The sequence below is a fragment of the Desulfitibacter sp. BRH_c19 genome, from assembly GCA_001515945.1.
Lineage (GTDB): Bacteria > Bacillota > DSM-16504 > Desulfitibacterales > Desulfitibacteraceae > Desulfitibacter.
The window spans coordinates 152,653-176,520 of record LOER01000046.1 but is presented as its reverse complement, the minus strand read 5'-3'; the positions used below and the strand labels follow the sequence as shown (position 1 = coordinate 176,520).

21 protein-coding genes and 1 tRNA gene are annotated in these 23,868 nt (G+C 36.4%); 20 read left to right on the top strand and 2 right to left on the bottom strand.

The window, feature by feature from the left end:
• Positions 1-153 precede the first annotated feature (153 nt).
• The 9 genes from APF76_10200 to APF76_10160 all read left to right on the top strand — a co-directional run bounded on the left by APF76_10200 (position 154) and on the right by APF76_10160 (position 12,048).
• Positions 154-1,608 carry a hypothetical protein gene (locus tag APF76_10200; GenBank protein ID KUO48994.1) on the top strand — a complete coding sequence of 485 codons (1,455 nt, stop codon included), beginning with the start codon at positions 154-156 and terminating at the stop codon, positions 1,606-1,608.
• Between the two features lie 57 nt (positions 1,609-1,665).
• Positions 1,666-3,096 carry a hypothetical protein gene (locus tag APF76_10195; GenBank protein ID KUO48993.1) on the top strand — a complete coding sequence of 477 codons (1,431 nt, stop codon included), beginning with the start codon at positions 1,666-1,668 and terminating at the stop codon, positions 3,094-3,096.
• Positions 3,097-3,211: 115 nt separating this feature from the next.
• Positions 3,212-4,648 carry a hypothetical protein gene (locus APF76_10190; protein KUO48992.1) on the top strand — a complete coding sequence of 479 codons (1,437 nt, stop codon included), beginning with the start codon at positions 3,212-3,214 and terminating at the stop codon, positions 4,646-4,648.
• Positions 4,649-4,742: 94 nt separating this feature from the next.
• Positions 4,743-5,783, top strand: coding sequence for a hypothetical protein (locus APF76_10185; protein ID KUO48991.1), 1,041 nt, complete (start codon positions 4,743-4,745; stop codon positions 5,781-5,783).
• A gap of 117 nt (positions 5,784-5,900) precedes the next feature.
• On the top strand, positions 5,901-6,461 hold the full coding sequence (locus APF76_10180; GenBank protein ID KUO48990.1) for a hypothetical protein: 561 nt from the start codon (positions 5,901-5,903) through the stop codon (positions 6,459-6,461).
• Positions 6,461-7,765 carry a C4-dicarboxylate ABC transporter permease gene (locus APF76_10175; protein ID KUO48989.1) on the top strand — a complete coding sequence of 435 codons (1,305 nt, stop codon included), beginning with the start codon at positions 6,461-6,463 and terminating at the stop codon, positions 7,763-7,765. The genes APF76_10180 and APF76_10175 overlap by 1 nt, the downstream gene beginning before the upstream one ends.
• A 73-nt stretch (positions 7,766-7,838) precedes the next feature.
• Positions 7,839-9,287, top strand: coding sequence for a trimethylamine methyltransferase (locus APF76_10170; GenBank protein KUO48988.1), 1,449 nt, complete (start codon positions 7,839-7,841; stop codon positions 9,285-9,287).
• Positions 9,288-9,321: 34 nt separating this feature from the next.
• Entirely contained in the window at positions 9,322-10,761 is a 1,440-nt protein-coding gene (locus APF76_10165) for a hypothetical protein (GenBank protein KUO48987.1), read from the top strand.
• A gap of 90 nt (positions 10,762-10,851) precedes the next feature.
• Positions 10,852-12,048: a hypothetical protein gene (locus APF76_10160; GenBank protein KUO48986.1), complete on the top strand. Its 1,197-nt coding sequence runs from the start codon at positions 10,852-10,854 to the stop codon at positions 12,046-12,048.
• A gap of 133 nt (positions 12,049-12,181) precedes the next feature.
• Here the strand turns inward: APF76_10160 and APF76_10155 are convergent, their stop codons facing one another.
• Positions 12,182-13,276 carry a dehydrogenase gene (locus APF76_10155; GenBank protein ID KUO48985.1) on the bottom strand — a complete coding sequence of 365 codons (1,095 nt, stop codon included), beginning with the start codon at positions 13,274-13,276 and terminating at the stop codon, positions 12,182-12,184.
• A 338-nt stretch (positions 13,277-13,614) separates the two neighbouring features.
• Between APF76_10155 and APF76_10150 the strand changes: the two genes are divergently transcribed.
• From APF76_10150 to APF76_10120, 7 genes are all read left to right on the top strand, one after another.
• Positions 13,615-14,838, top strand: a complete 1,224-nt coding sequence (locus tag APF76_10150; protein KUO48984.1) for a pyridine nucleotide-disulfide oxidoreductase — start codon at positions 13,615-13,617, stop codon at positions 14,836-14,838.
• Between the two features lie 64 nt (positions 14,839-14,902).
• The gene (locus tag APF76_10145; GenBank protein ID KUO49096.1) at positions 14,903-15,211 is read left to right on the top strand and encodes a thioredoxin; all 309 of its coding nucleotides are present in this window, start codon (positions 14,903-14,905) and stop codon (positions 15,209-15,211) included.
• Positions 15,212-15,255: 44 nt separating this feature from the next.
• Positions 15,256-15,387, top strand: a complete 132-nt coding sequence (locus APF76_10140; GenBank protein KUO48983.1) for a glycine reductase — start codon at positions 15,256-15,258, stop codon at positions 15,385-15,387.
• 15 nt (positions 15,388-15,402) lie between these two features.
• The gene (locus APF76_10135; GenBank protein KUO48982.1) at positions 15,403-15,723 is read left to right on the top strand and encodes a glycine/sarcosine/betaine reductase complex protein A; all 321 of its coding nucleotides are present in this window, start codon (positions 15,403-15,405) and stop codon (positions 15,721-15,723) included.
• 99 nt (positions 15,724-15,822) lie between these two features.
• Positions 15,823-17,358, top strand: a complete 1,536-nt coding sequence (locus APF76_10130; GenBank protein ID KUO48981.1) for a glycine reductase — start codon at positions 15,823-15,825, stop codon at positions 17,356-17,358.
• A gap of 15 nt (positions 17,359-17,373) precedes the next feature.
• A complete protein-coding gene (locus tag APF76_10125) occupies positions 17,374-18,546 on the top strand; it encodes a glycine reductase (protein ID KUO48980.1) in 1,173 nt (390 codons plus the stop codon).
• A 179-nt stretch (positions 18,547-18,725) separates the two neighbouring features.
• Positions 18,726-19,874 (top strand): hypothetical protein, encoded by a 1,149-nt coding sequence (locus tag APF76_10120; GenBank protein KUO48979.1) that lies wholly within the window; start codon positions 18,726-18,728, stop codon positions 19,872-19,874.
• An 85-nt stretch (positions 19,875-19,959) separates the two neighbouring features.
• Here APF76_10120 and APF76_10115 read toward each other — a convergent pair.
• Positions 19,960-20,046: transfer RNA gene (locus APF76_10115), tRNA-Leu, on the bottom strand.
• Between the two features lie 103 nt (positions 20,047-20,149).
• Here APF76_10115 and APF76_10110 point away from each other — a divergent pair.
• The 4 genes from APF76_10110 to APF76_10095 all read left to right on the top strand — a co-directional run bounded on the left by APF76_10110 (position 20,150) and on the right by APF76_10095 (position 23,765).
• A complete protein-coding gene (locus tag APF76_10110; GenBank protein ID KUO48978.1) occupies positions 20,150-20,659 on the top strand; it encodes a hypothetical protein in 510 nt (169 codons plus the stop codon).
• 259 nt (positions 20,660-20,918) lie between these two features.
• Positions 20,919-22,070 carry a hypothetical protein gene (locus APF76_10105; protein ID KUO48977.1) on the top strand — a complete coding sequence of 384 codons (1,152 nt, stop codon included), beginning with the start codon at positions 20,919-20,921 and terminating at the stop codon, positions 22,068-22,070.
• Positions 22,070-22,669 (top strand): hypothetical protein, encoded by a 600-nt coding sequence (locus APF76_10100; protein ID KUO48976.1) that lies wholly within the window; start codon positions 22,070-22,072, stop codon positions 22,667-22,669. The genes APF76_10105 and APF76_10100 overlap by 1 nt, the downstream gene beginning before the upstream one ends.
• Positions 22,670-22,685: 16 nt before the next feature.
• Complete coding sequence (locus tag APF76_10095) at positions 22,686-23,765, top strand: hypothetical protein (protein ID KUO48975.1); 1,080 nt, start codon at positions 22,686-22,688, stop codon at positions 23,763-23,765.
• The last annotated feature ends 103 nt before the right edge of the window (positions 23,766-23,868 follow it).

The window sequence follows — 23,868 nt, the reverse complement described above, 5'->3', positions numbered from 1 at the left end:
ATAATCTGGTATGGATTTTGCTTAGATATATATGTGACTATGATCATTTGCCTGTAGGAGGTGAAATGTTCTTAACCCTTAAAAATCTAAGATAGTTGATTTGATACAAGTGAGAGATACTTAATTACTAGTTTTTTAACATATGATAGGAGGATGAAAATGGTAAGATCAAATAGTGTATCTAGTATTAGCTTGGGTTTAAAAGTAGTAGATGAAGACCAGATAAAACAAATACATTGTGCCACACTAGAAGCGTTAGAAAGAACTGGAGTAAACGTTTATGAAGAGGAATCCTTGAAATTATTGCAAGATGCAGGTGCAGATGTAGAGGGAAACAGGGTCAGAATACCTGGGTGGTTAATTGAACAAGCAATCCGCTGGGCTCCATCAAAAGTAACACTATCGGACAGAAACGGCAATAGAAAGTTGTATCTAGAAGGGAACAATTCATATTATGGTACGGGCTCAGATACTCCATATGTACTAGACCCATATACGGGAGAACATAGAGTTACCTGTAAGGAAGATGTTGCAAAAGTCGCACAAATAGTTGACTATTTAGATAATATTGACTTCTCGATGTCAATGGGACTAGTTTCAGACTGTCCCACAAAAACATCAGACCTCCATCAACTAGAAGCCCAGTTATTAAATACAACTAAGCCTGTAATTTTTACAATACATACTAAGGAAAATCTATTAGGAGCTATTGAAATGGCTTCAGTAATAGCCGGAAGTGAAGAGGAATTTAGAAGAGCCCCATTTATAGCTTTATATACTGAACCTAGTTCGCCACTAATGCATTCAAAAGAATCATTAGAAAAGCTACTTATCTGTTGTGATAAAGGAGTTCCCTGTGTATATACAGTTGGTATGATGGCTGGGGCAACTGCACCCATAACAGCAGCAGGAGTGTTAGTATCAGCTAACTGTGAACTCCTTAGTGGATTAGTGATTGGTCAATTAAAAAGGAAAGGTGCTCCAATGATTTACGGTGGAATGGTCACAAATATGGATATGGCAGCAGGAACATTTCTATATAGTGCCCCAGAATTATACTTAAGGCAAGCTGTACTACATGAAATGGCTAATTTCTATAGATTGCCACATTTTGGAGTTGGCGGTTGTAGCGATTCATCCACATTCGATCAACAGGCAGGCTGGGACAATGCATTTACATTACTAGCCGCATCCTTGAGTGGGGTAAACTTAATACATGACGTGGGTTACTTAGGTCAGGGACTTGTAGCATCATGGGAATCCTTGGTAATGTGTAATGAAGGAATAGGATTAGTAAAAAGGTTCATGAAAGGCATAGATGTTAATGAAGAAACATTAGCTGTAGACGAGATAGATAGAATTGGACCAGGCGGATATTATCTTCAAACAGAACATACTTTGAAACATTTTAAAGATGAGCTATGGCTACCCACATTAATGAATAGAAAAGGTTATGAGGTTTGGAAAATGGATGGTAAGAAGACGTATGGAGAAAAAGTAAATGAAAAGGTTAAGACAATTCTAAAGACACATATTCCAGAGCCATTAGGCGCAGAAAAAGTTAAAATAATAAAGGGAATTATTGAAGAACTTGAATGCCAGTTATAAAAGATAATATTATATCATGGACTAACCTAACTTATTACATGAAAGAAGGTGTGATGCATGGATGGTAATCTAGTTAATCGCCAGACAATTGGTATTGGGGCAATGTCTGAAAAAGAAAAAGAACAATTACATGAAGCATCACTAAAAGTCTTAGAGAATTTAGGAGTAGAGTTTTTCGATGAAGAAGCACTCCATTTATTAAAAAAAAATGGAGCTCAAGTAGATGGGTCCATAGTAAAGTTTGCACCTAAAATGATCGAAGCTGCGATAAAAAGTTCTCCGGGAAAAATAAAAATTTATGATCGAAATGGTCAGGAAAAGCTCAATCTAGAAAAAGGAAGAGTTTATTTTGGTACTGGCTCTGATACTCCATATGTTCAGGATTATGAAACAGATAAAGTAAGAAGAGCCGTATTAGAAGATACAGTAAAGGGTTCAATCGTTGCAGATGCATTACCAAACATAGATTTTATAATGTCAATGGGTTTAGCATCAGATACTCCCATATCTATATCAGATATACATCAGTTTACTGCTATGTTAAAAAACTCCACTAAACCAATTATTATAACTGCCCATAATGAAATTAACACAAAAACTATGGTCGAAATTAATGAATTAGTAACAGGATTTCCTGTAAGAGATAAGCCAAATATCATGTTATATAATGAGCCTAGTTCTCCATTGCGTCACACTAGAGAAGTAGCTCAAAAGGCACTTTTTTCGGCCGATATTGGCTTACCTATAATCTATGTGCCAGCAGTAATGCTAGGAGGTGCAGCACCTATCACTTTAGCCGGAGGTTTAGTAGTAGCAAATTGCGAACTATTAAGTGGACTAGTTTTGCATCAATGCCGGCGTTCGGGAGCTCCATTTATATATGGTGGTGCTGCTACACCATTGGATATGAGGACAGGGAATTGTTCTTACTGTGCACCAGAAGGACATCTAAATGCAGTCTATCTAGCTGAGATGGCTCGCTACTATGACTTGCCAGTCTTTACTTATGGAGGATGCTCTGATGCCATTACGTTTGACCAGCAGGCATCTATGGAAGCAATGTATACCTTAATGATTAACGCTTTAAATGGAGGAAACTTGATACACGATGTAGGTTTTTTAGGACAGGGAATGGTTTATTCCATAGAAACAATGGTAGCCTCAAATGAAATGATTAGTATGATAAAACGTCTTATAAGAGGTATTGATTTTAGCGAGACCAAGTTGGCAGTAGATACAATTTGCAAGGTTGGAATTGGAGGAAATTATTTAGGAGAAGAAATAACAGCAAAATATTTTCGCGAAGAATTGTTTATTCCTGAATTACTCAATCGGGAGAATGTGAATAACCGGCACGGTGCTGGGGGATGGTATGCCAGTAATATAAAAGAAAAGATACAAAAAATACTTCTCCAACATAAATCAGAAATGTTACCAAAAAATATAGAGGAAAAAATTAATGAAATAACTAAAAAAGCTCAAAGATAAATCAGATTTGATAAATACTCACAGCCATGATAAAATATGGAAAATATTATAGATTGAAAATTGCCAATAATGACAAAATTCATTCTTAATCTTATTATGTTATAGGGGGAAATCAATGAAATTTACAAAAACAAACCATACACCTAAATTAAGTTTTATATCCGATGAACAGCTTTATGAAATACATATGGCAACCATGGAAGTCTTGGAAAGAGTAGGAGTAAAGGTTAGTCATGAAAAAGCAAAAGAAATGCTAAGGCAAGCGGGAGCTTATGTGAAAGGAGATTTAGTAAAAATTCCCGCTGTGATGGTAGAAAGTGCGTTACGTACTGCTCCAAAAAGAGTCGTATTGTGTAATAGAAGTGGTGAGAGGAAACTTTTTTTGGAGAAAAATAATACATACTATGGTCTCGGGTCAGATTTACCCTGGACTATTGATATTAATACTGGAGAAAGACGTTCCAGTACTAAACAGGATGTAATCAATGCTTCAATTATATTAGATTCTTTACCAAATTATGATTTTATGATGTCATTTGCTATTGCTACTGATGTTCCAAAAAAGGATTCCTATTTACATCAATTTCAGGCAATGGTAGAGCATACTTCAAAGCCAATTATTTATACTGCAAGGGATGGAATTGATTTTATGCAAATTGTTGAAATGGCTTCAATTATAGCTGGTGGTTATGAGGAACTAAAACAAAAGCCTTTTATTGCATGCTATCACGAGCCAATTTCTCCTTTATGCCATACTAATGAAGGACTATCGAAATTATTAGCATGTTCTAAATATGGAATTCCTGCAGTATATACGCCTGGAATGGGAGCAGGAGGAAACGCACCCTGCACAGCGGCAGGGCTTTTGACCCAGGCTAATGCAGAGCTGTTAAGTGGTTTGGTCATACACCAATTAGAAGTAAAAGGAGCACCGTTTATATATGGAGGATGTCCTTCGATTATGGATATGAGATCTACAATTTTTTCATACGGATGCCCCGAGTGGCATATGAATAGTGTTGTTTTATCACAAATGGCACGCTTCTATGAGCTTCCTATTTTCAGTACTGGTGGATGTAGTGACTCACCAATCTTTGATCAACAGGCTGGCATAGAACTGGGGTATAGTATTGTGTTAGCTGAACTTAGTGGTGCAAACCTAATTCATGATGTTGGTTATCTAGAGGCAGGTTTAACAGCATCATTAGAATCAATGGTTGTAGGTAATGAGGTTATAGGATTAGCACGTCGGATAGGAAAGGGATATGAAATCAACAAGGAAACCCTAGCTGTAGAAGTTATGGAAAGAGTTGGGCCAGGGGGAAACTACATAGATGATGAACACACTTTCAACAATTTCAGGAACGAGTTTTGGGTACCACAGTTGCTTAATAGAAAAAGACATAAAGATTGGGTGGAGGATGGAGGCTTATCGCTTGGGCAGAGGGCCAGTTCTATGGCAAAAGAGATTCTATTAACGCATAAGCCTAAACCACTTCCAGACCAAGTTAAAGTAAAACTGACCGAAATTATTAATAATGCAAAAAGGTAGTAGGCAAGAAATAGTTGCCATTACAGAAAAGAAGGAGTTGATGCCTGTTTCAATGGTTTATAAATAAAAAGAAAATAGGGAGGGTAACAAAGAAATGAAAAAAAACATTTTACTGATCTTTGTGTGCGTTTTAATACTAACTCTGGCATTGACGTTAATAGCTTGTGGCACACAAGATGAACCGGCGGAAGAACCTAGTGAACCTGAAATAGAAAAGATTAGCTTACGTATAGCTGGACAAAGTGCTATTGACAACCCTGATACTCAAGCTGTGTACCGCTTAGTAGATAAGGTTAAAGAAGATAGTGATGGTTCTATTGATATTACTGTCTATCCTGCAAACCAATTAGGAGATTATACACAAGTTTATGAAGAACTAATGAGGGGTTCCATTGATATGGCTCTTATTTCTGTTGCTCCAACATATGATGATAGATTATTTCTATGCTATTTACCATTTATCGCAGAAAATTATGAAGAGGTAAAAAGGTTATATGTACCAGATGGGTTTATGTACAATACTTTTAGTGAAGTACATGGAAGCTTAGGTGTCCAATTCTTAGGTTTTTATGGAGAAGGTCTTGGGGGTATTGGTTCAGCTAAAATGCCAATCGAACCACTAGACAATTCAGTTGACAAAGGCATTTTACTAAGAGTACCAGGTATAGAGTCTATTAAACTTAGTGCAGAGGCTATGGGCTATAGGACTACATCTATACCATATGCAGAGGTTTATACGGCAATGCAGACAGGTGTATGTGATGGTTGGCTTGGAGGACCTGCATCGTTAAACTGGACTGGATTTAGAGATGTTATTGATTACTATATACAAACAAACAGCTGGTTTGAAGTTACATTTTTTCTAATGAATAAAGATACATGGGATTCATTAAGTCAAGAGCATCAAAGCATAATTAAAGAGGCTGTTTCTCAAGAATCAATTAGAAGTTTTGAAACGGCCGAGGAATTAAATGAAGGGTATATGGATCAAATGAGGGACTATGGAATAGAGGTTGTAGTATTTACAGATGAGGAACTAAGAGAAGTTGCTAAGCATAATAGAGATGTTGTTTGGCCAGCAGTAAGAGATCGAATAGGCCCAGAATTAATTGACGAACTAATGAAACAGTATTAATGCAAAAGAGTGTAATTCTCTGTCTTAAAGTAGTCAGGGGAAATTAAAATTTCCCCTGACCCTTTGGAACTATTTAAAGGATTGAGGATTTAAGTGAACGTGAACGGAGGATAAAAAATGACACAAATGCCTGTTCTCTTATCAAAAGTAAATAGATTTTTTTCTTTAATATGGAAGTCTTTAGTAAAATTCCAACAAACTATCATGATTATTTGCAGTATCTTAATAATTTTAGGGATTAGTGCTCAAGCAGCATTTCGTTACCTATTACAGTTAGATTTTTACGGATTAGATGAATTCATAGTAATTATTGCTTTTTGGCTCTATTTTATGGGTAGTTCTTATGGAAGCTATGAACAAAGCCATATTAAAGCTGATATCGTTTCGGTATATATAAAAAATCAAAAAATTAAGGATTTTTTGAAGTTAATAGCATCTTCAATAACAACAGGCATAAGCTTGCTAGTTACTTATTGGGCCTTAGATTTTTTTATATGGGGTATAGTTAAACAAGCAAAGTCACCTGTCTTAAGCATACCCATGGTTATTCCTCAAAGTGCCATATTTATTGGGTTTATACTAATGTCATTATATTCTGTGGTCTATCTGTATCTAGATATTAAAAAGTTTTTTTCAGGAGATCCAATAACTAGTAATCAGAAGAGGGGGTCATTTTAATGCATATAGAGATAGCGTTAGTAGTACTGATTATAACTTTGATAATAGGAGTTCCTGTTCCTTTTGCTTTTTTTAGCGCTGTTGCCTATTTGGTTTATGCATTGGGATATGACCCTGGCTTTTTATTGCCTTACGGATTTAGTAAGATGAGCACAGTCGTATTGTTAGCAATTCCCCTGTTTATTATGGCCGGAGGACTAATGGAAAAAGGTGGAATAGGTGGTAAGCTAGCCGATGTAGTTGATATATTAGTTGGCAGATTTAAAGGAGGCTTAGGAGCAGTATCTATTGTTTCATGTGCCATATTTGGTTCTATCACGGGTAGTGCAGCTGCAACATTGTCATGTATTGGAACAGTAATGATACCTAGGTTATATGCGGCAGGGTATCCTAAAGGGCATACGGCAGCATTAATCTCAAATGCATCAGTTATTGGTTTGTTAATACCACCAAGTGCAATAATGATTCTATATGGATGGATCGGTAACCAATCCATTCTTGCATGTTTTTTAGCAACAGTTATTCCTGGGATAATTCTAACCATACTTTTATGTACGGTAAACTATTTTCTATTAAGAAATAATACGAACATAAAGGTTAGCGAGAAATTAGATCTTTCTACCACAGCGAAGGTTTTTGGTATTAGAACCTTAAAGGCTACACCGGCATTGGCAATGCCATTTATAGTGCTTGGGGGAATTTATGCAGGAATAATGACACCTACAGAAGCTGCGGCAGTAGCAGTCTTTTATTCGGTACCCATTGGTTTCTTAGTTTATAAGGGTCTAAATCGTGACAATTTCTTAAAAGTTTTAATAGAAACTGCCACAACAACTGGAGTAATAATGGTAATGCTATATGCAGTTATGCTTCTAAGTCGTATATATATAATGGAAAATGTGCCACAGACCATAATGGCATACCTTGCAGCCATATCAGAAAATAAGTATGTAATACTAATGATGTTGAATGTATTTATGATAATTATTGGGATGCTAATGGACGATGTAAGTGCCGTTTTATTAACTACTCCAGTTTTATTGCCTGTTGCTATAATCATAGGGGTTAACCCTATTCACTTCGCAGCTATTTTAGGGGTGAATCTTGGTATGGGTAATATAACTCCACCAACTGCACCTTTACTATTTTTAGGTAGTCGTGTCGGAGGAGCTAGTCTAAACAAAATGCTTGGGCCTTCTTTTTATATGATAATATTTGCATGGTTACCCACGCTATTGATAACAACCTATGTACCACAAGTAGCTATGTTTCTGCCTAAATTAATCTTAGGAATACAGTACTGAAAGACAACTGAACTAGTCCATTATCTTAAATTGCTATTTAGTCAATTCTTTAATAACAGGAGGATGATTTACCATGAAGCCTAATCAAACATTATTTGCTTCGCCTCACCTTAGTTTTTTTTCAGATGATCAGATAAATGAAATCCACTTAAAAACATTAGAAGTATTAGAAAGGGTAGGAGTTAGGGTTGATGAACCCGAGGCTTTAGAACTGCTTGCTGGAGCCGGTGCATTTGTAACTAAGGATAAAGTCCGTATACCATCTTGGATAGTGGATGAAGCTATCAGAACTTCTCCGCAAAGAGTTGTCTTAGCAGATAGAGGAGGAAACCGAAAACTGTTCCTAGAGAAAAACCAACCATATTTTGGGCCAGGTTCTGACCTTCCCTATACTATAGACACTTACACAGGTGAAAGAAGGCGTAGTGTTAAGAGAGATGTTGTAAATGCATCTAAAGTAGTAGAAGCGCTTGAAAACATAGATTTCATGATGTCTATGGGAATAGCATGTGATGTGCCCGAAGCAACATCTGATCTTCATCAATTTGATGCTATGGTCACCAACACAACGGTACCTATAGTATTTACAGCACACCATCGGCAAGGATTACTTGACATAATTGAAATGGCTTCTATAGTAGCTGGAGGACTAGATAAATTAAAGCAAAATCCATTTATTGCTTGCTATAATGAACCTATCTCACCCTTAATGCATAGTCCGGAGGGCACCCATAAGCTATTGACTTGTGCTGAAAACGGGATACCAATAGTTTATACCCCTGGATTAATGGCAGGAGCTACAGGTCCTGTCACAATGGCAGGTGCTGTTATCACAGCTAATGCAGAGCTGCTAAGTGGTCTAGTTATCCACCAGCTGAAGAAAAGGGGAGCTCCATTTATATACGGAGGGGTTGCCACAATTATGGATATGAAAACATCCATATTACCATATGCAGCACCTGAATGGCATATGAATAGTCTAGTAATCACACAACTTGCACAGTTTTATAAGTTACCAGTCTTTAGTACTGGAGGTTGTTCCGATTCTCCAATTTTTGATAATCAGGCATCAATAGAAGCGACATATAGTTTACTGTTAGCAGGTTTAAGCGGAGCTAATCTTATTCATGATGTAGGCTATATAGAGTCAGGTTTAACTCAGTCTTTAGCATCCCTGACAGTATGCAATGAGACAATTTCATTAGTAAGGCGTATTATTAGAGGATACCAGATCAATGATGAAACAGTAGCTATTGATGTAATTGAGGAGGTAGGCCCAGGTGGTGAATTTGTTACCCATGAGCATACTCTTAAACATTTCAGACAAGAGCATTGGTCTCCCAAATTAATAAATAGATATAGATATGATGAATGGAAGGAAAAAGGTGGAACAACTATGGCACAAAGGGCGAATGAAGAAGTTAAGAAAATATTAGAAAGTGATAATGAAAATCAATTAGACAAGGAGACTTCTGCTTACTTGTCTGAATACTTAAAGGTAAAGGATAGAGTGTATAGTTAATAGATCTGTGTAGTTTAAATTGGGGGTAAAATCTATGAAAAGTAATGTATCAATACAGCTTACTCCATCACTATGTTTTTTGTCCCACAACCAAAGAGAAGATATCCATTTTGGAGCATTGGAGTTATTAGAAAATACGGGAGTGCAAATTTTACATTCTGAAGCTATTTCCCTACTCAGGGAAGCTGGAGCTATTATAGATGAAAAACTAGTTAGAATCCCTGAAGCACTAGTAAAAAGGGCATTGAGTACTACCCCTTCTAGAGTTGTTATGGCAAATAGACATGGAGAAAGAAACATGTTCTTAGAAGGGAAAAGAAGCTATTTTGGAACTGGGTCATGCTGTCCATATACTATAGATCCATTTAGTGGACAACGAAGACTCGCAGAAAAAACAGATGTAGCAAATATGGCAAAGCTATGTGATTACCTACATAATATTGATTTTGTAATGTCAATGAACCTGGTAAGGCACCCATCCCCGGAAATGGGATATATCCATGAGTTTGATGCAATGCTAAGAAACACAACAAAACCTATTATTGTTAGTGCTCAAAACGGCAATAATGTTTACAACATTATTAAGATGGCCCAAATAACAATGGGTAGTTCAGAAGACCTTAGAAAAAAACCTATGCTTGCTGTGTATTCTGAATCTACTTCACCTCTTAGACATGCAGAAGATGCATTAAGTAAGCTTCTCATTTGTGCAGAACATAGAATTCCCCTAATTCATACTGTAGGTATAATGGCAGGTGCTACTGCACCAATAACCCTAGCTGGAGCAATTGTACAGGCTAATGCTGAGTTATTAAGTGGTCTTGTAATACATCAATTAAAACAACCAGGCGCTCCATTTATATATGGAGGAACCATTACAGCAATAGATATGAAAACAATGGCTCATCCATATGGAGCCCCTGAGTTTCATGTTGCAAGTGCGGCATTAACTGAGATGGGCGAGTATTATAGTTTACCTGTGTTTAGTACGGGAGGTTGTAGTGATGCTAAGTCCTTTGATGAGCAGGCTGCTGCTGAAGCTGCTTATAGTTTGCTGCTAGCATCTTTATCTGGAGGAAATCTAATTCACGATATAGGTTATATTGATTCTGGATTAACGTCTTCACTTTCACAGATAGTATTTAGTGATGAGATGATAGAATTGATCAAACATGTAACAAGTGGTATTTCCTTTAAAGAAGACGATCTAGCTCTTAACATCATACATGATGTGGGTCCAGGAGGCCATTTCTTGGCAGAAAAGCATACCTTAGATCATTTTAGAAAAATATACTCTCCCAAACTGTTTACTAGGCACAGCTATGCTAATTGGGAAACAAGCGGAAAGAGAAGCTTAGGTGATATAGTTAATGATGAAGTAGTAAGAATACTTGATAATCATATTCCAGACCCCATAGATAAGGAAATAATTGCGGAATTAGACAAACTAATTGTGAGCCTTGATTCTAACTAAAGCCTTCCATTTTACAACCAAAAAGCTTAAAATGGTTTTATTATTACTAATGCATTGTGTGAAGTTTGTGTAGAAGTTAGGATGTGGGAAATGCTTACTAATCAAAATGATTCTAGAAGGACATTATTTTTCATGGGATTATTCATTTTTCTCATATCCGTTGGAGAAGGTATGACTGCTCCAGCAATTCCTCTTTATGGTGATGAATTGGGTGCTAGTTACAAGCAGTTAGGCTTTTTAATGACTGGTTATTCAATTGCTTATGCAGCCATGACGGTTTTCTCAGGAAGAATGTCAGATCAGCTAGGTCGTAAAAGAATACTATTAGTTAGTATAACGTTGTCCATCTTAGCTTCCACAGGCTACTATTTGGCTTCAACGCCCATAGCTTTATTAGCTTTTCGAACATTAGAAGGAATGAGTAGGGGTATGCTGTGGCCAGTTGCTGAAGCAATAGTGGCTGATAATACAACCTTTCAAGGGCGAGGAAAGGCTATGGGCCATTTTTCGGCAGCATATGGTGGTGGCGTGGCTACAGGTACACTTGCAGGTGGTTATGTAATGGAATATATAGGTTTAACCCAAGTATTTCCATTCTACCCCATACTAGGGATTATCGTTTTCGGTACCATTCTTATAGGTGTAAAGGAAAGAAAAACAGAAAGTCATTTTAATAATGGAAAACTTGGCTCAGGTGATATTAGTAGTCTGCTTTTTGAGATTAAGAAAATATGGCCCATATGTTATGCAGGGTTTGCATATGCAGGATTCCTATATTCTTTATGGGGACTATTATCAAAGGTTGCAGATTCATTTGGAGTAGCTCATATGGGGATAGGAGTTATTTTCACCTTTTTTTGGCTATCTCGTTTGAGCTCATTTATGATTTGTGGTAGGGCTATTGATTGGTTTGGACGAAAAAAAGTATTTATTGCTGGACTCTCTCTTTGCTCTTTATCGGCAGGAACTTTCCTTATTGCAAGTGAGTTTTCTATATTTTTATTTGCTGCACTTATGGGTGGCGTTGGTACAGGTATTGTTTTTCCATTATGCATTACCTTAGTAGCTGATTTTACATCTCCCGCATATAGGGGAGTTGGAATGGGCTTTTTAGAGTTTATTATGGGCATTGGCATGATAAGTCAAACAGCTATATCAGGAATACTAGGTGAGATAGGTGGCGTCCACATGACATTTCTCTTCACATTCTTTGTGATAGTAATGACTATTCCCATAGTGGTTTTCTTCGTAAAAGAACCCACAGCTGAATACAGTTCTATAAAGTGAAACTTCATCAGTAGGGGTTTTCTTCATCCCCTACTGATGTTAGTTGAACCAATCAGGAACTTAGCATCCGTTATCCCACACTTTAGAAGTGGGGGTCTTACGGAAGGTTAGTACGTGATAAATTACAATTAGCCTAGCCTTTTGTAACTGCTACTAGTGGACGTAATAGATAGCTAGCAGCTTTTAGAAAGTCAACCCTACTTGCAGTAAAAAGCTTATTTCCTAGCGGTCCATTTAACCCCTTGACCAATAAATCAAATTTGGAGTTATCAAGCTTTTCCATAGACCTACGAATAACTAATGAATTATTATAGCTGGACCTGAGCCTTTTAGTTAAATCCTCGTATTGCCCCTTCCCAAGTAAATCATAAGCAGCATATACTCCTGTGAGTATTGCTGACATCTGTCCAAAGCCTAAAAATGGCATTATAGAACCAAAACAATTACCAACAAATAAAGTATTACCTATTCTGGGTGAATGACACTTGCCAATGATATAGTTTTTTATTTGGAAGCTATCGGTTATCTTCAAATCTTGATCAAGATTTTTACAAACCAAACTATGCAATATATCTAATTTATCCCCTATTTCTACAGTACTGTTTTCTGGATAATCTGGATATGCTACTACTATATTTGCTTCCTTTTCGGATAATGGTATCAAATAAGAATACCCCTTGGGAGCTATATCGTTATTCAGCCAGGCTTCAATAGTGTATCTATTAAAATCACCAACAATTGTAAAACCCTTAAGAGAAACAGTTAAATCCTGCTCATAAGGCTGTATTTTTGTTGCATAAGACCCATCCCCAGTAGCGAGTATTACATGTGAAAAATCTTTAAGTAAATGTTCATATGTTTGTTTCGAATTGAAAAAAATCTTACTTTTTACTTGCTGTGCTAATTGACATTCAAAGGAATCTTTATCTCTACCACGGATATTAGTAAAACCCAGATTGCCGGTAATTACTCCTGTCTCATTTTCTGAATGTAAGATAAATTTATTGATGTTACCTGTAGGTCTAAGGAAAATTCCATGTTTTTGGGATAGATAGGCTATATCATCTTTAATTGGGCGTGACATAATTGAGAGCAAAATCTCCCCATTAACAAAACGATCACCTATTTGGTTCCGTTTTTCAAATATGGTAGGGGATATGCCATTTTGCTCCAATGTAATTGCACAAGAAAGGCCTGACAGTCCCGCACCCATAATGGCTATTTTTATTTTAGCTCACATCCCTTCAACAAATAGTATCTGACTAATAACAATAAATTATCCCAGATCACACCTTCCCTTAGATATAATAAATTCTCCTTATTTAAGTCAATATAATATGCATTTGGTAGGATTCTGTCTTTAATGGAAAAATGGATAAAATTATTGAAAAGATATTGAGTAGTTAGGGTTATCATGCTACAATACCCATAGTATTATACTGAAAAACATAGTGTTTTTGTTGCATGATTTTTTCTATCTTTTAGGGGCTTAAAAAGTAAATTACTGCCTAAACAAAATGTAAATTTATGGATATAATTGAGAAAAGTTGCAAGGGGGATGAAAAAATGACTAAACAAATTTGGGATATACTTGTTGTTGGTGGTGGACCTGCAGGGTTGACAGCAGGTATCTATGGTGCAAGATCCAAGATGAAGACTTTAATACTAGAAAAGGGAAGACCAGGTGGTCAAGCGGCAACCACAGAGGAAATGGAGAATTACCCAGGCTTTGGAAGGGGCGCAACTGGTCCTAATATAATGAAGTCCATAACAAAGCATGCAGAAGAGTTTGGTGTATCCATCAAGAAAGAATTTGTAAGCGATCTGGATCTTGATGGGGATATTAAAATAGTTACAACTAAGAAAGGCGAAGAATTCTACGGGAAAACGGTAGTACTTTGTCCTGGTGCCAATCCTAGATCTTTAGGCATTAAAGGAGAAAAGAAATTTATCGGTAAAGGTGTTTCTTACTGTGCCACATGTGATGCTGATTTTTATGAAGAGTTAGATGTTGTAGTAGTAGGAAATGGCGATGCAGCTATAGAAGAAGCAATATACCTCACAAAGTTTGCAGAAAAAGTAACAGTTATAGTTATCCATGATGAAGGCATATTAGATGCCAATAAGGCTAGTCAAGAGAAAGCCTTTGCTAACCCTAAAATTGATTTTATTTGGAACTCAGTTTTAGACGAAATTAAGGGTGACGGCCTTGTAGAAACTGTTGCTATAAAAAATTTAAAAACAGGGGAAATAAGTGAAGTTGAAACTAATGGTGTCTTTTTCTTTGTTGGATATGTACCAAATACAGAATTTTTAAAGGGAAAAATAGCCTTGGATGACCATGGGTACATTATAGTTAATGAAAAAATGGAAACATCAATACCTGGTGTGTATGCAGCAGGAGATGCAAATCAAAAGTTTCTTCGTCAGGTGGTAACAGCAGCTTCAGACGGTGCTATTGCAGCATTTGCTGCAGATAAGTACTTGGCAGAGGAAGAAAACTTTAAAATGCAGGTTTTAGATGCTAAGGAAACCGTTTTAGTTGCCTTTTGGAGTCCTCAATCAGAGGAGAGTATTGAAGCAGTTTCTCTTTTGGAACAGAATATAGAACAGTTTACGGATACTAAGCTGGTAAAGATAGATTTATATAGAAACCATTTGGTTGCAAGTAGATATAATGTTAACAGTATACCTACAATTTTGGTTTTCGAAAAAGGTGAAGTTGTTAATAGGTTATCTGGGTTACTTAAGAAAGATGTCATAAAGGAACTTGCCGCAAATACTAATTAAGAATTAAAGATTACTTTAGTAATAATATATTTTTTAAAAAATCATGGAGGTGTTAAAGGTGCAGATGTTTGATAAGGAAAACTTTGAGGCTGAAGTATTGGGTTCTTCTGGATTGGTGCTAGTTGATTTTTGGAGTCCTAAGTGTGAACCTTGCAAAGAGTTATTGCCAGAAATTGAAGCTCTTGCAGAAAAGTATGGTAGCAATATTAAGTTTGGAAAGGTTGATGTATCCCAGAACCGCCGTCTTGCAATAGGACAAAAAGTTATGGGTTTGCCTACTATAGTCATTTATAAAGATGGAGAAAAAGCAGCAGAAATGTCTAAAGATTTTACTGCAGAGGATGTAGAAGTAAAAATAAATGAATTATTGTAGACAATTTTAATAATAAAAAATAAGCTCAAAAAATTGGAAGGGGGATAAAAATGCTTAAGGATAAAAAAGTTGTTGTCCTAGGTGATAGGGATGGAATTCCTGGGCCAGCTATTGATGAATGTATAAAAAGTGCTGGTGGCGAAGTGATTTTTTCTACCACAGAATGTTTTGTTTGAACAGCTGCAGGTGCAATGGACCTGGAAAACCAGGCAAGGATTAAGGATCTTTTTGACAAACATGGAGCAGAAAATTTAGTAGTTGTTTTAGGCGGTGCTGAAGCTGAAGCATCCGGATTAGCTGCTGAAACTGTAGCCAATGGAGATCCAACCTTTGCAGGTCCATTAGCTGGAGTCCAGTTGGGACTCAAAGCATATCATATGTTTGAAGAAGAAATTAAGGGTGAAGTAGATCCAGCAGTATATGAAGAACATATCAGTATGATGGAAATGGTTTTAGATTTAGACGCGATTGTGAAAGAGGTAAAAGAAATAAGAGAACAATTTACCACATAGGACATTGGAATAAAAATGACAAAAAGCTATTAGTAAATACATTGGGTAATGGGCATAAAAACTCATTACCCAAAAACATAATATGGGGGTGAATTTTATATGAATTATCCTGTAATAAAGGGTGCGAGCTATGCATTGGTTCATGCTCCTGATATGGTAGTTCACCAGGGAACTACCCAAACTTCTGAGCGGAAAAAGAATCCGGATTCTGAATACCTTCTTAAATTGCCAAAACATTTAAGAAGTTTTAAAGATGCTATAAAGTATCCACCAAATCAGGTCTATATCGGAAATATAGTTCCAATGGAATTGAATAATATAGAAAGACCTTGGTTTAAAAATTCAATAAGTGATGCAAATAGTGAAGGCAAATATGGTGAGATAGTCCCAGAAGAATTGTTTTTAGGAATCATAAAAGTAGTTGATTCTTTTGACCTAGTTTACCTTGAGAAAGATTTTCAGGCTACTGTTAAAGAAAAAATCATTAATCATAAAGTTTTCAGAGATATAAAGGCTAATGATAAATTAGATAGAAATCCAGCAGAAATTGAAGAAATAGAAAAACTTGTTAACGGTCATAGAGCAGAGCCTTTGTACTATGAAGGAAAACTAGTTGGTTGCGTTAAAAAAGCCCATGATAGTGATCCAGCTTTAACTGAACATATAATGTTTGAAAACTTAGTTGCTAAAGCATCAGCAGTAGTTTCTTTAAAACTACTATTTGCAAAAACAGATTTGGAAGCTTCTCAAGTTGACTATATTATAGAAACTTCAGAAGAGGCCTGCGGAGATATGAATCAAAGAGGTGGAGGAAACTTTGCCAAGGCTATTGGTGAGATTTGTGGGTGCATTAATGCTACAGGTTCAGATACGCGTGGTTTTTGTGCAGCACCCGCCCATGGGATGATACAAGCATCTGCATTAGTACAATCAGGAGTATTTAATAATGTGGTTGTAGTTGCGGGGGGAGCAGTAGCAAAACTTGGTATGAATGGTAAGGATCATGTTGCAAAAGATATGCCAATTCTTGAAGATGTTTTAGGAGCTTTTGCCATCCATGTTGGTGAAAATGATGGGATAAGTCCTGTGATTAGAACAGACGTGGTTGGTAGACATAAAATTGGTTCGGGTGCATCTCCACAGGCACTAAATCAAGCAATAGTTTTTGATCCCATAGAAAAGGTTGGGTGGAGAGTATCTGATATAGATAAGTTTTCCGTTGAAATGCAAAATCCAGAGATTACTGAAGCAGCTGGTGCTGGAGATGTTCCCAAGGCGAATTACAAAATGATTGCTGCTCATGGTGTGAAGAAGGGAGAGTTTGATCGATCAGAAATTGATGCTCAGGTAGCTCGTTTTGGAATGCCGGGCTTTGCGCCAACTCAGGGCCATATTCCTTCGGGAGTTCCATTCATAGGATTTGCCAGAGACTTAATCTTAAAAGGTGATATTAATAGAGTTATGGTCATTGGAAAGGGAAGTCTGTTTTTGGGACGCCTCACAAACCTTTTTGACGGGGTTTCCTTCGTAATTGAAAAGAACTCAGGTATAAAGGGCACAGGTGTAAATAAAGAAGAAGTACGTAAGATGATAGCTGATGCTATGAGAAATCTTGCTGACACACTTAAGGCGTAGATTGGGGGTGACGGTTTGGACAATATAGCAATAAAAAGTTCCATAGGGGATATATTTGAAGAAATAGCAAACGCCCTTGAAACAGGTACGTTTGGAAGTAAAACAAGAGTTGGTATAACAATTCTTGGTAGTGAATTAGGAAAAGATGAAATAGTCTCAGGGGCAGAAAAGGCTCAAAATAGCAATCCTGATTTAGAAGTAGTTGTGATAGGCCATGGAGTAGAAACAAAGTTAGAAATTATTGAGGCTATTGATGAAAAACATGCCCATAAGTTAATGGATGAAATGCTTTGTAGTGGTGAGTTAAATGCTGCAGTTACAATGCATTATAATTTTCCAATAGGAGTCTCTACTGTTGGAAAGGTAATCACTCCTGGTAAAGGTAAAGAAATGTATTTAGCAACTACAACAGGAACATCTGCTACTGAACGGGTATCAGGCATGCTCAAAAACGCTATTTATGGAATAGCAGCAGCTAAAGCATCTGGTAATAGTATCCCAACTATAGGGATCCTAAATATCGACGGAGCAAGGCATCTGGAAAGAGCTTTAAGACATCTAAAAGATAATGGCTTTCCTATTAAGTTTACTGAATCTGCCAGAAGTGATGGTGGAGTTGTTATGCGTGGCAACGATCTTCTACTTGGAGTACCTGACATCATGGTAACAGATAGCTTGACAGGGAATGTTTTAATGAAAATGTTTTCAGCTTTTTCAAGTGGAGGCAATTATGAGTCTACTGGTTACGGATATGGTCCTGGCATTGGAGAAAAATACGATAGAGTTATCTGTATTCTTTCAAGGGCATCTGGAGCACCAGTAGTTGCCAATGCAATCAAATATGCAGGTGATCTTGCAAAGGGGAAGCTTCTAAACCAAGTGGAAATACTCTTTGCAGAAGCAAAAAAAGCAGGACTAAATGAACTTATAAGCTCAATAGAAAGCTCATCTAGCTCTGTTAAGAAATATAATGTAGATCATGCGGTTACACCACCGCCTGCCAAGATAGTTACTGACGATATTCCAGGAATAGAAATTTTGGAGCTTGATGAGGCTGCACAATTATTGTGGAAAAATGGTATTTATGCAACAACGGGTATGGGTTGTACTGGCCCGATTGTTCAGATAGCCGAAGAGGACAAAGAAGCAGCAGTACAACTTCTAAAAGAGCATAAGTTTATTGGATAATATAGTGTATTAGTAAACAGCCGGCATTTTAAAGTCTCGGCTGTTTTTTATTTAGAGAAGCTGCTAATAAGCCCAATAGGAAAAATAACCCAAACATGGAACAAAATAACTTTTGAGTTCATAAAATGGTAGTATTACAAGCTGGGATAACATAAGAAATTCTCAAGGGGTGACATAAAATGTTAACGAGAAAACGAACGATTATTATGTATAAGACAGGGCTTGTCAAAAATCTTAAGCTTTTTGCAAGAAATTTAGAATTAAAATATGGAGCTACTGATGTTAAAATACTTCCTCTAATAAATGGGATATCATGCTTTATACCAGAGAAACTTAGTTTTAGTGTGTTAGATGCTGATGCTGATCAGGAAATTGAAAAAATATTAGACGATATAATAATTTCTTTACAGAAACCGTATGAAGAAAGTGAAACGAAGCTTAGAAGCTTGGGAATTCCTTCCCAAGGTTGGGTATCTGGTAAGCAGGTTATTCCCCAAGGTATTGAAAGAATAGGTGCAAATACTGTATGGAACATTTCCACAGGTAAGGCGGTTAAAGTTGCTGTGTTAGATACAGGTATAGAAGTTGGACACCCCGATTTGCAAGATAATTTAGTAAGAGGCATAAATTTAATTAATCCATATATAGTTCCAAATGATGATAACGGACATGGAACCCACATAGCAGGAATTATCGGTGCCATCAATGACAGACTTGGTGTTGTTGGGGTAGCTCCCAAAGCATCTCTATACCCAGTAAAAGTTTTAGATTATAAAGGTAACGCAACCCTATCTAACCTACTTGAAGGCCTACAGTGGTGTATTGATAATAGAGTTCAGGTAATCAATATGAGTCTGGGAACTAGTGAACATAATGACATCTTATTAAAAGCTATAAAGTCGGTTTATAATGCTGGTATTGTAATGGTAGCGGCAACTGGAAATAATGGTTCACAGAAATATATAGATTACCCAGCAGCATACGCAGAAACAATTGCTGTTGGAGCAATTACAGTAAATGATACTCCTGCCTGGTATAGTAATAGTAATAAAAGAGTTAATCTAATGGCTCCAGGAGATAGAGTTTTATCTACCTACAAAAATGGGTCATATGGTAGCCTTAGTGGTACATCCATGGCAGCTGCTCATGTATCGGGAGTAGTAGCCCTGATGCTTCAGATTGATTCCAAACTTAGTCCATTTCAGCTAACTAATATTCTAGCAAATTCAGCAGAGAAATTACGTTATTTGACAGAAGAAAAGCACGGCTCCGGACTTGTAAGGGCAGATAAAACTATAGAAAGAGTAAAAAGAAAAGAATTTTCCTAAAGTGTTGCTAAAATATGACGATAATATTAAGGAAGATGAAATAAAAAAACCTTGATAAATTCAAGGCTTTAATAATTTTCTGAGATGGTGCCGAAGACCGGAGTCGAACCGGTACGGTTTTAACACCGCTGGATTTTGAGTCCAGTGCGTCTGCCAATTCCGCCACTTCGGCACAGATTAAATTTTAACTGCACTAGCTATATTAACATGTATTTCAGATAGTGTCAACCACCCCTTAATTCGTAATAAATACAATATTCATGGAGGCTTCAGATGTGAAAACAATTAAAATAGCAGTTATTATAATGATATTATCTATTTTTGTAACTGGCTGTAGTGTACCTTTTATCGGAGGAAGTGAAGAAGGCAAGATGCCTATAGAGGTTTATAATATTATGGGTACTGTTCTAGATAAACCAAGTGAAGAGTTAATTATCGTAGGGACATCTATAATAACAGATCAAGTGAAAGTAAGCTCAGTTTTGTGGCAACAATTACAACCTGGGGATATAGTAGATACTAAGATTTCACTTGATAAAATTATTAGTGCAGGATTGCCAGGTGATATTTCTGGAAAAGTTGCTTATCTTGGTCCTGGATATGAGACAGCAGGATATATTACTAATAAGGTTCAAGATCCTATGGGATTTGCATTAATGGTTGGAACAGACAAAATTTCAGGAGCCTATTATGTAGATGAGGAACAATGGAATGAATTCAATCAAGGTGCTGAAGTACAGGTTTTTTACAACCTACAAGGGATACAAGGAGTAGTTTCAAATTAATATGGCCTATTAAGAAAGAGTAACAGTCTTGATTAACAGTAAAAAGCAAATGAGCAAGGGGCAGGGTTTAGAGGGGTTCTACAACCTTTCAAGGCCCTTTTATTATGTATACGACTATTGATCTAGCTCTTGAAGCCTTCATTCGGCCCTGCCTTTTACAATTAATCAGTATTAATTTAGTCAAAAGTATTTTATAAAGGTAATGAAAAAAGTATAATTAGAGTAGTCTAAGTTTATAGAAGGAAGTTGGTGACTAGGCGTGGATACCTGTATAATACATATAGATATGGATGCATTCTACGCCTCAGTAGAACAGAGAGATAATCCAAAGCTGAAGGGAAAACCCGTGATTATTGGTGCTGATCCTAGTGGACGAGGAGTGGTTTCAACCTGCTCATATGAAGCTAGAAAATATGGAGTGCATTCAGCAATGCCCATTAGAACAGCTTACAAATTATGTCCTACAGGTATGTACTTGCCTGTTAACATGAGAAAGTATAAAGTAGTATCTGATGAAATACATGAAATATTTAGAAGATATACACCCCTTGTTGAGCCAATTTCCTTAGACGAAGCTTTTTTGGATGTGACTCATTCCAGAAGCTTGCTGGGTACAGAGGTCGAGATTGCCTTAAAGCTTCAAAAAGAAGTTAAGGAAATCACCAATTTGACGGCATCTATAGGTTTAAGCTATAATAAGTTTTTAGCAAAGATTGCTTCTGATTTAAGAAAGCCCATGGGTTTTGTGCATATTCATAAAGATAATTTCAAAGAAAAGATATGGCCATTATCTGTATCTCGAATTTGGGGAGTGGGACCGAAAACCAGAGTCTATCTTGAACAATTAAACATTAAAACAATCGGAGATATTGCAAGACTTCCTGATTCAGTATTTGAAGGATGGCTAGGAAAAGCAGGAAAGCAGCTATTTCTCTTAGCTCAAGGAATTGACAATAGAAAGGTTGAACCTGCTCACGAACAAAAGTCTATTGGTAAAGAAATAACCTTTAATGAGGATATTACAAACTCTAATCAGGTAAAAAGATGTATAGCCCAAATGTCTGAGCAAATTGGTTCTAGGATGAGAAAAAACAATCTCAAAGGTAAAGTACTTACAGTAAAGATAAGATATCATGACTTTACTACAGTTACCAGAAGCTTTAGCTTTCCTGACCACATGAATAATGATAAAGACATTAGAGACTGGGCTTTTTCTATTTTTAAGAAAAACTGGACTGGTGATCCTATACGGTTAATTGGGATATCAATGTCTAACATAACTACGGACATGATGCAGCAGTTAACCCTATTTACTGATCAAAAAGAAGATATTATATGTGAAACTATGGATAAAATTAGAGAAAAATATGGTTTTGAAAGTATAAATCGGGGTCATTTGGAGGGGAAATGATGGTTCCAGATAATATACTAGTTCAACAGGTAAAGGATGGAAACATTGCATCCTTTGAAATGCTAGTAGCAAGATACGAAAAGCAGGTATATAACATAACATACCGTTATACAGGAAACCGAGATGATGCCTTTGATCTGTCACAGGAGGCATTTTTAAAGGCATATCGTGGTATTAAGAACTTTCGACAGGAATCTACATTTAAAACATGGGTTTATCATATTGCTTCCAATGTATGTAGAGACTATTTGCGAAAGGGAAAGAAATATATAGAAGTCTCAATTGATGAATCTGTACGTGGTGAAGATGGAGATATGGAAAAACAATTTGCGGACAGTAATAAAGGACCTGATGAGGTTTATGAGAGTAAGGAATTATCAGAGTTTATCCAATCTATTATTGATGATTTACAGCAAGAATACAAAGAAGTTATAGTATTAAGAGAAATTCAACAGTTATCCTATGAAGAAATAGCAAAGGTTCTCAACTGTTCTCTGGGAACAATAAAATCAAGACTTAATAGAGCAAGAAAGATTTTAAAAGAGAAAATAATAGTAGCTGGGGAACAATATAAAGTTGATTTACGTCAAACAAAGTAGAAAGGGGGGGTGCCAGTTGAGATGCGAGCAAATACAAAATTTATTATCGATGTATATTGATGGTGAAACCACAGTTGAAGAGACTGTCATAATTAAAGAGCATCTTAGTGAATGCATTGAATGCCAAAAAGAATACGAAGACTTAAAAACTGTACTGAGCTTATTTAATACCCTGGAACCGATAGAACCCCCTGACGACTTAAGGGATTCCATAATGGCAAAGGTAAAAAGTGAAAACCCAGAAAAATCTGTATTTACAGCTAAAAAAGGACGATGGATTGCTTGGGGAGCTACAGCAGCAGTTATCTTTATCATTGTAGGAACTGTTGGCATATCTAATCTACTTAACAATACAATGTACATGAAGTCTGCGCAAGACTCAGATTCTGTACAATCAGATGTCGCTAAATCAGATATTGAAGAATCAGGTATTGAAGAATCAGATATTGCAGTATCTGATAAAGTAGAATCTGACGAGGTGGGGATCATGGAATTAGAAGAAGATTCCGATCAGAGAACAACACAGGAAGTTGAGTTATTTGATACTGCAACTAATAGTGATGAAGAGCCCCCAGTTCTAGATGGAGGAGAAATAGATAATGAAACAGTCCAACCTAGAATGTTTATTAAAGGAAGTGAAGAATTAGAAGTAGAAGAACCCCAAAATACCGAGGGGCAAGTACAAGAAGAATTATTCAAGGAGTTCTTAACCGTAAGTGTTGAGGATTTAGATACTTCAATAGATAATATAACAAAACTACTAAGCAGTTCATCAGTTATTAACAAATACGAGCACGAAGCTAAGATTATAGGTTGGAAGGAAAAAGACGAAAATGATATAATGGAAGCAATTGTAGAATTTGGTTCATTAGAATTTGAGGACTCTTATGTAACTGATTTTTTAGAGGAATTTTCTAGGCTGCGATTGGAGAAAGAGATGCTTGTAGATACCTTAAATGAACAAACCCAAGAGTATGATCAGAGTCTTAATATACAAAAAGAATTAGAAATGATTGAATGGAAAATTGATACTATCAATGAATTAGAAATAGATAAGGTAGTATTTTATGAAATAAGGGTAATAGAAAAGGAATAGTTATTCGGTACAGCAGGAATTATCCTAGCTGTACCGAATTTTTATTGGAAGTTCTTTTGATTTGTTATAGACTTAATCTAATACCATAATATTCATAAGGAAG